General features: G+C 69.7%; 10 protein-coding genes. 7 read left to right on the top strand and 3 right to left on the bottom strand.

Going from position 1 to position 13,014, the window contains the following annotated elements:
- Nucleotides 1–10: 10 nt before the first annotated feature.
- From ACIGHN_RS09085 to ACIGHN_RS09075, 3 genes are read right to left on the bottom strand one after another with little or no spacing between them, the layout of a single operon-like run.
- Complete coding sequence (locus ACIGHN_RS09085) at nt 11–3,193, bottom strand: efflux RND transporter permease subunit (protein ID WP_396504097.1); 3,183 nt, start codon at nt 3,191–3,193, stop codon at nt 11–13.
- A complete protein-coding gene (locus ACIGHN_RS09080) occupies nt 3,190–6,456 on the bottom strand; it encodes an efflux RND transporter permease subunit (protein ID WP_396504096.1) in 3,267 nt (1,088 codons plus the stop codon). Before ACIGHN_RS09080 ends, ACIGHN_RS09085 begins: the two co-directional genes overlap by 4 nt.
- Before the next feature lie 15 nt (nt 6,457–6,471).
- Nucleotides 6,472–7,809 carry an efflux RND transporter periplasmic adaptor subunit gene (locus ACIGHN_RS09075; RefSeq protein ID WP_396504095.1) on the bottom strand — a complete coding sequence of 446 codons (1,338 nt, stop codon included), beginning with the start codon at nt 7,807–7,809 and terminating at the stop codon, nt 6,472–6,474.
- Nucleotides 7,810–8,184: 375 nt separating this feature from the next.
- Between ACIGHN_RS09075 and ACIGHN_RS09070 the strand changes: the two genes are divergently transcribed.
- From ACIGHN_RS09070 to ACIGHN_RS09040, 7 genes are all read left to right on the top strand, one after another.
- Entirely contained in the window at nt 8,185–8,598 is a 414-nt protein-coding gene (locus tag ACIGHN_RS09070; protein ID WP_056413064.1) for a DUF2306 domain-containing protein, read from the top strand.
- 74 nt (nt 8,599–8,672) lie between these two features.
- Nucleotides 8,673–9,242: a DUF6622 family protein gene (locus ACIGHN_RS09065; RefSeq protein ID WP_396504094.1), complete on the top strand. Its 570-nt coding sequence runs from the start codon at nt 8,673–8,675 to the stop codon at nt 9,240–9,242.
- A 53-nt stretch (nt 9,243–9,295) separates the two neighbouring features.
- Nucleotides 9,296–9,601 carry a 2TM domain-containing protein gene (locus ACIGHN_RS09060; protein ID WP_396504093.1) on the top strand — a complete coding sequence of 102 codons (306 nt, stop codon included), beginning with the start codon at nt 9,296–9,298 and terminating at the stop codon, nt 9,599–9,601.
- A gap of 62 nt (nt 9,602–9,663) precedes the next feature.
- A complete protein-coding gene (locus ACIGHN_RS09055; protein ID WP_396504144.1) occupies nt 9,664–10,695 on the top strand; it encodes an alpha/beta hydrolase family protein in 1,032 nt (343 codons plus the stop codon).
- 35 nt (nt 10,696–10,730) lie between these two features.
- On the top strand, nt 10,731–11,036 hold the full coding sequence (locus tag ACIGHN_RS09050) for a 2TM domain-containing protein (protein ID WP_056413055.1): 306 nt from the start codon (nt 10,731–10,733) through the stop codon (nt 11,034–11,036).
- A 42-nt stretch (nt 11,037–11,078) separates the two neighbouring features.
- Complete coding sequence (locus tag ACIGHN_RS09045; RefSeq protein ID WP_396504092.1) at nt 11,079–12,149, top strand: sensor histidine kinase; 1,071 nt, start codon at nt 11,079–11,081, stop codon at nt 12,147–12,149.
- A complete protein-coding gene (locus tag ACIGHN_RS09040; protein ID WP_396504091.1) occupies nt 12,146–12,994 on the top strand; it encodes a LytR/AlgR family response regulator transcription factor in 849 nt (282 codons plus the stop codon). Before ACIGHN_RS09045 ends, ACIGHN_RS09040 begins: the two co-directional genes overlap by 4 nt.
- Nucleotides 12,995–13,014 lie beyond the last annotated feature (20 nt).

Raw genomic sequence — 13,014 nt, 5'->3', positions numbered from 1 at the left:
TGGGCACCGATCAGGTGGCCGCGCCGGGGGCGCCGGCACGGCTCAGATGTTGTTCGTTGGGGGCGGGCGTGCGCAGCCTGTCCAGCAGCACATAGACCACGGGCGTGGTCAGGAGCGTGAGCAACTGACTGGCGATAAGCCCGCCGATGATCGCCACGCCCAGCGGCTGGCGCAACTCCGAGCCCTGCCCGAAGCCGATGGCCAGCGGCAGCGCGCCCAGCGCAGCCGCCATCGTGGTCATGAGGATGGGCCGAAAGCGCAGGATGCAGGCCTCGCGCACGGCATCGAGCGCCGACAGTCCGCGCGCGCGCTCGGCCTCCAGCGCAAAGTCGATGATCATGATCGCGTTCTTCTTGACGATGCCGATCAGCAAAAACACGCCGATGAGCGCGATGATGGTGAACTGCATGTTGAACAGCAGCAGCGCCAGCACCGCCCCCACGCCGGCCGAGGGCAGCGTGGTCAGCACCGTGATCGGGTGGATCAGGCTTTCATACAGCACGCCCAGCACGATGTAGATCACGATGATGGCCGTGATGATGAGAAAGGCCTGCTGCCCCTGAGACTGCTGCGCGCTGAGCGCCGTGCCCTGGAAGCTGCCGCGCACGTTGGTGGGCATGGCGATGTCGGCCTCGGCCTGCGCGATGACCTGCTGCGCCTGCCCGAGCGACGTGCCCGGGTCGATGTTGAACGACACCGTGGTGGCCAGCTCGCCGTCCTGGTGGCTGATGGAGGTGGGCGACGCCCGCTCCACCACCTTGGCGATCGCGCTCAGCGGCACCATGGTCGATGCCGCCGTGCTGATCACCTGGCCGGTGGACGCGCCGCGCTGGCCCGGGTTGGCCACCGTGCCGGTGGCGCCGCTCGGGTTGGCGGCCACGTAGATGTCCTTCAAGGCCGGCGGGCCGCGCGTGTACTCAGGCGCCCACTCCATGATGACGGCGTACTGGTTGAGCTCGCCGTAGATCGTGGCCACCGAGCGCTGGCCGAAGGCGTTGTACAGCGCGTTGTCGATGGCCGACGACGTCACGCCCAGGCGCGATGCGGACGCCTTGTCCACCTCGATGTACGTCTCCACGCCGTTCTCGGCCAGGTCGGTGTCCACGTCTTTCAGCAGGGTCTCGTCCTTGAGCCGGTCGGCCAGCTTGCCCGCCCACAGCTTGAGGTCGGCCATGTTGTCGCTCTTCAGGGTGTACTGGTAGGTCGAATTGCTCGACCGCCCGCCCATGCGCAGGTCCTGCACCGGGTTCAAAAACACCCTGAGGCCGGTGATCTGGTTGAGCTGCGGCCGCAGCCGCGCGATGACGGCGGGCGTGCTGTCGGTGCGCTGCTTGAGGGGCTTCAGGTTGACGAACATGAAGCCGCCGCCCGCGCGGCTGCCGCCCGAGAAACCCACCACCGTGTCCACCGCCGGGTCCTTGCGGATGATGTCCACCGCCTGGCGCAGCTTGGCCGCGAGCGCGTCGGACGAGATGCTCTGGTCGGCGCGCAGGCCGGCGTTGAGCTGGCCGTTGTCCTGCTCCGGAAAGTAGCCCTTGGGGATCTTGGCGAACAGGTAGACGTTCAGCCCCACCACCGCCAGCAGGATCAGCACCACCAGCCCCTTGCTGGCCAGTGCCCAGTCCAGGCTGCTGGTGTAGGTGCGCAGCACGCCCTGGTAGCCGCGCTCGGCCCAGCGGGCCAGGCGCGATGGCGGCTTGTCATCGGCCGGGTCGTGCGCGCGCAGCAGCCACGCGCACATCATGGGCGTGGTGGTGAGCGAGATCACGAGCGAGATCATCACCGCGGCCGACAGCGTGATCGCGAACTCGCGGAACAGCCGGCCCACCTGCCCGTCCATGAACAGCAGCGGTATGAACACCGCCACCAGCGACAGGCTGATGGACAGCACCGTGAAGCCCACCTCGCGCGCGCCCTGCAGCGCCGCCTGCATGCGGTCCATGCCGGACTCGATGTGGCGCATGGTGTTCTCCAGCACCACGATGGCATCGTCCACCACGAAGCCGGTGGCCACCGTCAGCGCCATCAGGCTCAGGTTGTTCAGGCTGAACCCCAAAAAGTACATCACGCCGAAGGTGCCCAGCAGCGACACCACCGTGGCCACCGCCGGGATCACCGTGGCCCGCGCCTTGCGCAGGAACAGCCCCACCACCAGCACCACGAGCGCGATGGAGACCATGAGCGTGAGCTCGATCTCCTTGAGCGACGAGCGGATGGAGTTGGTGCTGTCCGACGCCACCGCCACCTGGATGTCCTGCGGCAGCTGGGCCTGCAGGTCGGGCAGCAGCGCGCGCACCGAATCCACGGTCTCGATGATGTTGGCGCCCGGCTGGCGCGTGACCAGCACGATGATGGCCGGCTCGCCGTTGAACAGGCCCACCGTGCGGCGGTTCTCCACGCCGTCTTCCACCCGCGCCACATCACCCAGCCGCACCGCAGCGTTGTTGCGCCACGCGACGACCAAGGATTCGTATTCGGACGCCTTGCGCGCGGGCGACGGCGTGTAGATCTGCAGGCGGCGACCGTCGCCCTCGATGGCGCCCTTGGGGCGGTTGGCGTTCGAGGCCTGGATGGCGGCGCGCACGTCTTCGGTGCTGATGCCGTAGCGGTTGAGCGCGAACGGCAGCAGCTCCACGCGCACCGCGGGCAGCGAGCCCCCGCCGATCTCCACCTCGCCCACGCCGTCCACCTGCGACAGCCGCTGGCTCACCACGTTGGACACCGCGTCGTAGATCTCGCCCGGCGTGCGGGTCTTGGAGGTGAGCGCCAGGATGATGACGGGCGACGCCGCCGAGTTGCGCTTGCGGTAGGTGGGGTTGCTGCGCAGCGTGGAAGGCAGGTCCGCGCGGGATGCGTTGATGGCGGCCTGCACCTCGCGCGCCGCGGCGTCGATGTCGCGGTTCAGGTCGAACTGCAGGCTCACGCGGGCGGAGCCGTTGGAGCTCGACGAGGTCATCTCGTTGACCCCCGCGATCACGCCCAGGCGCCGCTCCAGCGGCGTGGCCACGCTGGTGGCCATGGTTTCGGGGCTGGCGCCGGCCAGGCTGGCCGACACCGAGATGGCCGGGTAGTCGACCTGCGGCAGCGGCGACACCGGGAGCACGAAGAACGCCGCGATGCCCGCGAGCGCGAGGCCAATGGTCAGCAGCACGGTGGCGACCGGCCGCTCCACGAAGGGGCGCGAAAGGTTCACCGCACGTCTCCCGCACCCGCACCGGTGCGCACACCGGCAGCTGCTTCAGGCCCTGCCCCCTGCTGCGGCGCCGCGGCAGTGCCCCGGCCCGTGACGCGGCGGCCCATGCGGTCGAACGCGAGGTAGATCACCGGCGTGGTGAACAGCGTGAGCATCTGGCTCAGGATCAGCCCGCCGAAGATCGCGAGGCCCAGCGGCCGGCGCAGCTCGGCGCCCTCGCCCCAGCCCAGCATCAGCGGCAGCGCCGCGAACAGCGCCGCCAGCGTGGTCATGAGGATCGGCCGAAAGCGCAGCAGCGCCGCCTGGTGGATGGCCTCCTGCGGCGACTTGTTCTGGTTGCGCTCGGCGTCGATGGCGAAGTCGATCATCATGATCGCGTTCTTCTTGACGATGCCGATCAACAGGATGATGCCGATGATGCCGATCACCCCCAGGTCGTTGCCCGTGAGCATCAGCGCCAGCAGCGCGCCCACGCCCGCCGACGGCAGGGTCGAGAGGATGGTCACCGGGTGGATATAGCTCTCATACAGCACACCGAGCACGATGTACACGCACACCATGGCCGCCAGGATGAGCCACAGCTGGCTGGACAGCGACTTCTCGTACGCGCCGGCCGCGCCCAGGAACTCCATCGACAGCCCGGCGGGCATGCCGATCTCCTTGGCGGCCGCGCGGATCGCATCCACCGCCGCGCCCAGCGACACGCCCGGCGCCTTGTCGAAGCCCAGCGTGGCCGCCGGGTACTGCGCCACGCGCGTGACCTGCAGCGGCGCAGGTTGCTCGCGGATGGTGGCAATGGCCGCCAGCGGCGTGGGCGCGCCCGAGCCGGTGCGCAGCTGCAGCGTGCCGAGGGCCTCGGGCGTGTTGAGCTGGTCCTGCTGCGCCTCCAGGATCACGCGGTACTGGTTGGTCTCGGTGAAGATGGTGGACACGATGCGCTGGCCGAAGGCGCTGTACAGCGTGTCGTCCACATTGCTGGCCGTGACGGACAGGCGCGACGCGGTATTGCGGTCGATGTCCACGTAGGCCGACAGGCCCTGCGCGCCCGCATCGGTGGTGGCGTTGCGCACCTTGGGCTCGGTCTTCAGGCGCTCGGCCAGCTTGCGCGTCCAGTCGTTGACCTGGGCCGAATCCACACCGCCGATGGACGCGCGGTATTCGGTGGGCCCGGTCTCGGCATCGATGGTCAAGTCCTGCGTGGGCTGCAGATACAGCGTGACGCCCGCCACCGACCGCACCCGCTCGCGCAGGCGCTGCATGATGGCCTCTTGCCCGTCGCGGTCGGGCTTGAGGTTGATCAGCATGCGCCCGGCGTTGAGCATGGTGTTGTTGGCCGCGTCCACGCCCACGAAGGAGCTGAGCGACTGCACGTCCGGGTCCTGCAGGATGGCGCGCGAGGCCTGCAGCTGCAGCTCGCTCATGCGGGCGTACGACACATCCTGCGATGCCTCGATGCGCGCCTGCAGCTGCCCGGTGTCCTGCGTGGGGAACAGGCCCTTGGGGATGACGACGTACAGCAGCGCGGTGAGCACCAGCGTGAGCACCGCCACCACCAGGGTCGCGCCCTGGTGGCGCAGCACCCACTGCAGCCAGCGGTCGTAGCCCGCGATCACGCGGTCGAAACCGCGGTTGATGCGGCCCGCAATGCCGTGCTGCCCGCCCACGGGCTCGGGGCGCAGCCAGCGCGCGGCCATCATGGGCACCAGCGTCAGCGACACCACGCCCGAGATCAAAATCGTGATGGCCAGCGTCATCGCGAACTCGCGGAACAGCCGCCCCACCACATCGCTCATGAACAGGAGCGGGATCAGCACCGCGATCAGCGACACGGTCAGCGAGATGATGGTGAAGCCGATCTGCGTGGCGCCCTTGAGCGCGGCCTGGAACGGCGGCTCGCCCTCTTCCAGGTAACGCGCGATGTTCTCGATCATCACGATCGCGTCGTCCACCACGAAGCCCGTGGCGATGGTCAGCGCCATGAGGCTCAGGTTGTTGAGGCTGTAGCCCAGCAGGTACATCACGCCGCAGGTGCCGATGAGCGAGATGGGCACGGCCAGGCTGGCGATGATGGTGGCGCGCAGGCTGTGCAGGAAGAAGAAGATCACCAGCACCACCATCAGCACCGCCAGGATCAGCTCCAGCTCCACGTGGTGCACGGAGCCCCGGATGCCGGTGGTGCGGTCGGAGAGCACCTGCACCTTGAGCGACGCGGGCAGGCCGGCCTCCAGCTCGGGCAGCAGCTTCTTGATGCTGTCCACCGTAGCGATCACATTCGCCCCGGGCTGACGCTGCACGTTCAGGATGATGGCCGGGGTCAGTGTGGCCCCGGGCTCCTTCGCGCCTGCATCGCCCCCCCCGATGCCGCTGCCGCTGCCTGCTGCGGGCGCGCTGCCTGGCTGACGGCGGTCGGGCGCAGCGCCGGGCAGCTCGTTGAGGCCCGCCCAGGCGCCCAGGCGGTTGTTCTCGGCACTGTCCACCACGCGCGCCACCTCGATCATGCGCACCGGCGCGCCGTTGCGCCACGAGACGATGAGGTTCTTGTAGTCGTCGGCCGTGAGCAGCTGGTCGTTGGCGTTGATGGTGTAGGAGCGTTGCGGTCCGTCGAAGCTTCCCTTGGCGCTGTTGGCATTGGCCGACGTGATGGCCGTGCGCAGGGTATCGAGGCCGATGCCGTACGACGCCAGCGCCTTGGTGTCGGCCTGGATGCGCACCGCGGGCCGCTGCCCGCCCGCCAGCGACACCAGCCCCACGCCGGTGACCTGGCTGATCTTTTGCGCCAGGCGGGTGTTGACCAGGTTCTGCACCTCGGTCAGCGGCAGCGTGTCGGAGCTGATGGCCAGCGTGAGCACCGGCGCATCGGCCGGGTTGACCTTGGCGTACACCGGCGGCGCGGGCAGGTCGGCGGGCAGCAGCGAGTTGCCGGCATTGATGGCCGCCTGCACCTCCTGCTCGGCCACGTCGAGCGCCAGGCCCAGGCCGAACTGCAGCGTGATGATGGACACGCCCGACGCGCTGGTCGAGGCCATGCGCTCCAGCCCGGGCATCTGGCCGAACTGGCGCTCGAGCGGCGCACTCACCGTGCGGCTCATCACCTCGGGGCTGGCCCCGGGGTACAGGGTCTGGACCTGGATGGTGGGGTAGTCCACCTCTGGCAGGGCCGACAAGGGCAGGAAGCGAAAGCCCAGCATCCCCGCCAGCACGATGGCCAGCATCAGCAGGGCGGTGGCGACAGGCCTCTCGATGAACGGACGCGAAGGACTCATGGTGTCAGCGCGCGCTCAAGGATTTTGCGGTGGACGCTGGCGGCGCTCCCCGCGCTCTCCGCGGGGGCCGGACGCACCGCTGCGCGGCCCGCTCGCCCCCGAGCGCGGCCCGCGCGCGCCATGGCCGTCGGCCGTCTGCACGGCCATGCCGTCCTGCAGCCGGTCGCCGCCCTCAGTGACCACGCGCTCGCCCTCCTTCAGGCCTTCGGCGATCGCCATCAGGCCCACGGTGGCCTGGCCGCGCTTGACCTTGCGCAGCGTCACGGTGCGGTCTTCGTTGATCACATACACATAGTCGCCGTTGGCCCCGGTGCGCACGGCCGTCACCGGCACCACGATGGCCGGCACATTGCGCAGCAAGAGCTGCACGTTGACGAACTGGTTGGGGAACAGCGTGCCCGCGGCGTTGGCAAAGCGCGCCTTGGCCTTCACGGTGCCGGTGGTGGTGTCGATCTGGTTGTCGAGGGTGGAAAAGCGTCCCTTATCCAGCTCGGACTTGCGGGTGCGGTCCAGCGCGGTCACGGCCAGCGCGTCGGCGTCGCGCTGCGCAGCCAGCACATCGGCCACGCGGTCCTGCGGCACGGCAAACTGCACGTCGATGGGTGCCACCTGGGTGATGGTGGCGATGCCCGTGGCGTCGCCCGAGGACACGAGGTTGCCCGCATCCACGGTGCGCAGGCCGATGCGGCCCGTGGCCGGCGAGGTGATGCGGGTGTAGCTCAGGTTCAGGCGCGCCGTGCCTTCCTGGGCCTTGTCGGTCATCACCGTGCCTTCAAGCTGCTTGACCAGCGCGGCCTGCGTGTCCACGTCCTGCCGGGCGATGGAGTCCTGCGACAGCAGGGTCTGGTAGCGTGCCAGCGTCAGGCGCGCATTCTCCAACTGCGCCTCGTCGCGCTGGCGGGTGCCCTGGGCCTGCATCAGCGCCTGCTCGTAAGGCCGGGGGTCGATCTGCGCCAGGAGCTGCCCCTTCTTGACCATCTGCCCTTCGGTGAACAGCACCTCGGTCAGCGTGCCCGACACCTGGGGCTTGAGCGTCACGGTGGTGGCCGGGATCACGGTGCCGAGCGCATCGATGACCACCGGCAGCTCGGCCCTGCGGGCCACGGCGTCACCCACGGTGACCATGGGCCGGCCCCCGCCAGGCGCTCCCCGACCCGGGCCGGCACCCGGCGCCGCGGCGGAATCGCCATTGGCCCGCTGGACCAGGTACCAGGCCGCACCGCCCACCAGGGCCACCAGCAGCAACGCCAGCACGCTACCCATCCAGCGGCGCCGGCGGCGCGGTGCCTGCGGGGGCTGTGGTGGGACGGCCGGTTGCGGGGCGGGCGCGTTGACTTCTTCTTGCGGATTCATGGCGGTAGCTGGTGGGTGTTCTTGGGTTCGGCCGGGTCAGAGCATCGTAGGGGGCCAGTTCACGGTCTGCCTTGAACGCTGTGCGAAGAAAAGTAAACCTCGGGCAGCAGCCGCCTCGCGGCCCCTGCCCAGCCGGGTCTTTGTCCTTGCACCGGCCCGGCCCCCTCACGACCCCCGGTAGTTTGCCTGCTCGCCGGTGCAAAAAGGCGTCCGCCATGGCGCTGCGGACCGTAGGCCATCGCCGAATGTTGCGCCGGCCGCTCTCGCCGACTGCATTTCGCGCCCGCCAGGCGGCATTTCGTCGCAAGCCGCTGGCGGCGGCAGGGGCGCATCGGCACAGTCCACCCCATCGACCGACCGCCAGGAGAACCCGCCATGCAAAGCTTCACCCCCGTCATCGCCATCCATGTCGCCGCAGCGCTGGCGGCCATTGCCATCGGCCCGGTGGCCCTGTGGGCCCGCAAGGGCGCCACCCAACGCCCCCGCCTGCACCGGGCCGCAGGCTACGCCTGGGTCACCCTGATGGTGGCGACGGCCGTCTCGGCCCTCTTCATCACCGGTGGCGGCGGCCCCCGCTGGGGCAGCTTCGGCCTGATCCACCTGCTCATTCCCATCACGCTGGGCATGCTGGCCCTGTCGTTCGTCTACCTGGCCCGCCGCAACATCACCGGCCACAGGGCGGTCATGCAGCGCGTCTACTTCGGCGCCTGCGTGGTGGCGGGTGCCTTCACCCTGCTGCCCGGGCGGCTGCTCGGCCACTCGCTGTGGACCCAGCTGGGCGTGATCTGACGCCGCGGCGCCCCGCTTTTTTTGCTCACCAGCGCCTTCCCCACCGCTTCAACCCCCTTCCAAGGATTTTCACCATGCTGCTCCAACTCCTCGTTCACCAGCCCCAGGCCCTGGGCCAGATCATTCAGCAAACGCCCTACTGGGTCTGGGGCCTGCTGGCCGCGCTGGTGTGGCTGGGCGCCAGCCAGCTGTTCGACCGCACCGCCAGCCTGGTGCGGGTGGTGGTCATGCCGGTGGCCATGACGGGCTTTTCCATCTACGGGCTGGCCTCGGCCTTCGGCGGTGCAGGCCATACCGGCGGCGCCGTGGGCGCCTGGATGGCTGCCGCCACGGCCGCCACCTGCTTGGCCCTGTGGTTCCAGCCCACCGCGCCTGCAGGCACGCTGTACGACAGCGGCTCGCGCTGCTTCCAGCTGCCGGGCAGCGCCATGCCGCTGGCATTGATCCTGGGCATCTTTCTGACCAAGTACCTCGTGGGCGTCGAGCTGGCCATGCAGCCGGCCCTGGCCCACGACGGCAGCTTCGCCCTGCAGATCGCTGCGCTCTACGGCGTGTTCAACGGCCTGTTCGCGGCCCGGTCGCTGCGGCTGTGGCGCCTGGTGCGCAGCAGCGGGGGCTTTGCCAGCCAGGCTGCCAGCGCCTGAAGGCGGCCCCCCTCGACACCCCACCACCCACCTCGATCCCCCAGGAGTTCCCCATGCGACACCACCGCTTCGACCACGACACCGCCCTCGACCCCATCGAACGCCAGGCCCGCAGACGCGCAGGCGCCAAGCTGGGCTGGTACATGCACGCCGGTGTGTACCTGCTGGTCAACCTGCTGCTCGTGACCCTGTCTGCCACCAGCGGCAGGCACTGGGCGGTGTACCCCGCGCTGGGCTGGGGCCTGGGCTTGGCCATTCACGGGATGGTGGTGTTCCTGGTGTCGGGCAGCGGGCTGCACGAACGCATGGTGCAGGCCGAGCGCAACCGTCTGGCCATGCAACAGGAGCAGCACCTGTGAGCCGCACACCGGTCGCCGCGCGCACCCCGGCGTGGCGGCTGCTGGCCGCGGGCCTGTTGGCGATGGCCACCGCCACCGCCACCGCCGCCCACGCCGGCACGGGCCTCAGGGAGTTGCCTGGCCTGCAGGGCGATGGCCCGGTCACCGTGTTCTACCCCAGCGGCAGCGCCGACCAGGCAGTGACGCGCGGCCCCTTCACCCTGCACCTGGCCCTGGACGGCGCAGCCACACCGGGCAACGGGCGGCTGGTGGTCATCACCCACGGCTCCGGCGGCAGCCCCTGGGTGCACACCGACCTGGTGCGCGCGCTGGTCGCGGCCGGGTTCGTCGTCGCCCTGCCCGAACATGCGGGCGACAACTACCAGGACCCATCCACCCCCGGCCCCGAGAGCTGGAAACGCCGCCCCGCCGAAGTCTCCCGCGCCATCGATGCGGTGGCGCAGGATGCGCGCCTGGCGCCGCTGGTGGACACGGCCACGGTGGGCGTGTTCGGCGGCTCGGCCGGCGGCCACACCGCGCTGACGCTGGCGGGAGGCCACTGGTCCCCGGCGCGCTTTCGCCAGCACTGCGAGGCCCACATCGCCGAAGACTTCTCGTCCTGCGTCGGCTTCATCACGCGGCTGCACGGCAACCTGCTGGACGGGTTGAAGAAAGCCGTGGCGCTGGGCGTGATCCGCCAGCGCTTCGACGACGCCACCGACCAGTCCTACCGCGACCCGCGCGTGCAGGCGGCCATCGCCTTCGTGCCCTTTGCCGCCGACTTCGACATGGCCACGCTGGCCACTCCGCGCATTCCGCTGGGGCTGATCACCGCGGGCCTGGACATCAACCAGGTGCCGCAATTTCACAGCGGCGCGGTGCTGGCCGCCTGCGAGGACCGCTGCACCCTGGTCGCCCACCTGCCCGGCGCCAGCCACGGCGCCATGCTCTCGCCCCTGCCGCCGATGCACCTGCTGGGCACGGTGCACCAGGCGTTGCTGGGAGACCCGCCCGGGTTTGACCGCAGCAGCACCCTGCCCCAGCTGGACGCCAAGGTGGTGGCGTTCTTTGCCCAGCACCTGCAGCCGCTGCAGCCGCTGCGGCGTGCGCCGTGACCAGCAGTCCGGCGCCCTAGAATCGACCCTTCACCATGCCCCACCCCATGACCCCCGACGACATCGAACAACTGGCCCGCCGGCGCGCCGGCGCCAAGCTGGGCTGGTATGTGCATGCCGCAGCCTTCGTCGTGGTCAACCTGGTGGTGTTCGGCATGTCGCGCTACGGCTTCGGCAACCGGCCCTGGTCGGTGTTCCCCCTGCTGGGTTGGGGCCTGGGGCTGGCGCTGCACGGCATCTCGGTGTTCGTGCTGGGCACGGGCAGCGGGCTGCGCGAGCGCATGGTGCACAAGGAGCGCGAGCGGCTGCTGCGCGAGCAGCAAGAGCGCAACCAGCGCTAGCACGCACCGCTCCGAGCCCCCGACCTCCACGCCCGCGCTGCCATGAAAATCGACTGGATCGAGAAACTGCAGCACCTGCTGCAAGTGCTGGCCTTCTGCCTGGCCATCGCCGCCCTGCAGTACGCCTTTCAGCCCGAGAAGGCCTACGACATCCCGGCCCGCTACTCGATCGCCATCGGCTCGCTGACCTGGGCGCTGATCGACTTCGGCCGGCACCTGTTTCCGTCCAGCAAGGAGACGGGCTGGCCCACGGGCCTGTCCGGGTTTCTTCTGCCGTTTGCCAGCATCGTGCTGGGCTACCTGGGCGGCACGCTGCTGGGCGACTGGTGGTGCGGTTATTCGTCGTGGGACCAGGGCGGCCGCGCGCAGCTGCGCATCTCCATCGGCATCACCGTGGTGGCGGGGTTCCTGGGCACCTATTACTTCTACACCAAGAGCAAGAGCGCCTGGCTGCTGGCCAAGGTGAACGAGGTGCGCAGCCAGGCCAGCGAAGCGCAGCTCAAGCTGCTGGAGACCCAGCTCGAGCCGCACATGCTGTTCAACACCCTGGCCAACCTGCGCATGCTGATCGGCACCGACCCGGCCCGCGCGCAGGAGATGCTGGACCGCATGATCGGCTACCTGCGCGCCACGCTCAGCGCATCGCGCAGCACCCAGCACCCGCTGGAAAACGAGTTCGAGCGCCTGCGTGACTACCTGGAGCTGATGGCGGTGCGCATGGGCCCGCGCCTGGCCTACACGCTGGATCTGCCCGACGCGCTGCGCGGCGTGCCCGTGCCGCCGCTGCTGCTGCAGCCGCTGGTGGAAAACGCCATCCGCCACGGCCTGGAGCCGCAGGTCGAGGGCGGGCACATCACCGTGCGCGCCAGCACCCGGCAGGGTGACGGGGGGCCGCAACTGGTGCTCGACGTCATCGACACCGGCGCGGGCCTGCCCGACACCCTGCCCACCCCGGGCCCGGGGCAGAGCTTCGGCCTGGCCCAGGCCCGTGAGCGGCTGGCCACGCTGCACGGAACGGCGGGCACTCTGAAATTGATAGCTGGTAGCGCTGGCGGGACAAGCGCTACGGTCACTTTTCCTTTGAAATCGAGCCCATCGAGCACCACCCCATGACCCAGCCTGCCGTGCGCGCGTTGATCGCCGAAGACGAACCCCTGCTCGCCGCCGCGCTGCAGCAGGAGCTGGCCCGCGCCTGGCCCGCGCTGCAGGTGGTGGCCACGGTGGGCGACGGCCTGTCCGCCGTGCGCCAGGCCCTGGCGTTGCAGCCGGACGTGCTGTTCTTCGACATCCGCATGCCCGGCCAGAGCGGGCTGGATGCGGCGGTGGAACTGGCCGACGCCTGGCCGACGGACGGCCCCGCGGGCCGTCCCTTCCCGGCGCTGGTGTTCGTGACCGCCTACGACCAGTACGCGGTGCAGGCGTTCGAAGCCCAGGCAGTGGACTACCTGCTCAAGCCGGTGCAGGCGGCCCGGCTGCAAAAGACAGTGCAAAAACTGCAGCTGGCGCTTGCCAGCAAAGCGCCAGCTGCTATTGATCTGGAAGCAACCATGGCGCAACTGCGCCATCTGCTGGTGGCGCCGGGGGTGGCAGCACCCGCAGCCGCAACAGCGCCTGCCACGCCCGCGGCGGGCACGCCGCTCACGCTGATCCAGGCCAGCAGCGGCAGCCAGATCCACATGGTGCCGGTGGCCGACGTGCTGTACTTCGAGGCGGCCGACAAGTACGTGCGGGTGCTGACCGCAGCGCGGGAGTACCTGATCCGCACCCCGCTCAAGGACCTGATCGGCCAGCTCGATACCCAGGTGTTCTGGCAGATCCACCGAAGCACGCTGGTGCGCGCCAGCAGCATCACCACCGTGACCCGCGACGAGGCGGGCAAGCTGCACCTGGAGCTGGCCGGCCGGCCCGAGAAACTGCCCGTGAGCCGCCTGTACGCCCACCTGTTCAAGGCGATGTAGCGCAGCAGCGCAGGGCGGTC

Origin of the sequence: Acidovorax sp. NPDC077693 (assembly GCF_044542805.1) — a bacterium.
Lineage (GTDB): Bacteria > Pseudomonadota > Gammaproteobacteria > Burkholderiales > Burkholderiaceae_C > Acidovorax.
This window is presented reverse-complemented; position numbering and strand designations above follow the sequence as displayed.

Excerpts from the sequence above, each read along its gene's own strand:
- ACIGHN_RS09080 (WP_396504096.1), bottom strand. The coding sequence starts at position 6,456 with ATGAGTCCTTCGCGTCCGTTCATCGAGAGGCCTGTCGCCACCGCCCTG.
- ACIGHN_RS09075 (WP_396504095.1), bottom strand. The coding sequence starts at position 7,809 with ATGAATCCGCAAGAAGAAGTCAACGCGCCCGCCCCGCAACCGGCCGTC.
- ACIGHN_RS09070 (WP_056413064.1), top strand. The coding sequence starts at position 8,185 with ATGCAAAGCTTCACCCCCGTCATCGCCATCCATGTCGCCGCAGCGCTG.
- ACIGHN_RS09065 (WP_396504094.1), top strand. The coding sequence starts at position 8,673 with ATGCTGCTCCAACTCCTCGTTCACCAGCCCCAGGCCCTGGGCCAGATC.
- ACIGHN_RS09060 (WP_396504093.1), top strand. The coding sequence starts at position 9,296 with ATGCGACACCACCGCTTCGACCACGACACCGCCCTCGACCCCATCGAA.
- ACIGHN_RS09055 (WP_396504144.1), top strand. The coding sequence starts at position 9,664 with ATGGCCACCGCCACCGCCACCGCCGCCCACGCCGGCACGGGCCTCAGG.
- ACIGHN_RS09050 (WP_056413055.1), top strand. The coding sequence starts at position 10,731 with ATGCCCCACCCCATGACCCCCGACGACATCGAACAACTGGCCCGCCGG.
- ACIGHN_RS09045 (WP_396504092.1), top strand. The coding sequence starts at position 11,079 with ATGAAAATCGACTGGATCGAGAAACTGCAGCACCTGCTGCAAGTGCTG.
- ACIGHN_RS09040 (WP_396504091.1), top strand. The coding sequence starts at position 12,146 with ATGACCCAGCCTGCCGTGCGCGCGTTGATCGCCGAAGACGAACCCCTG.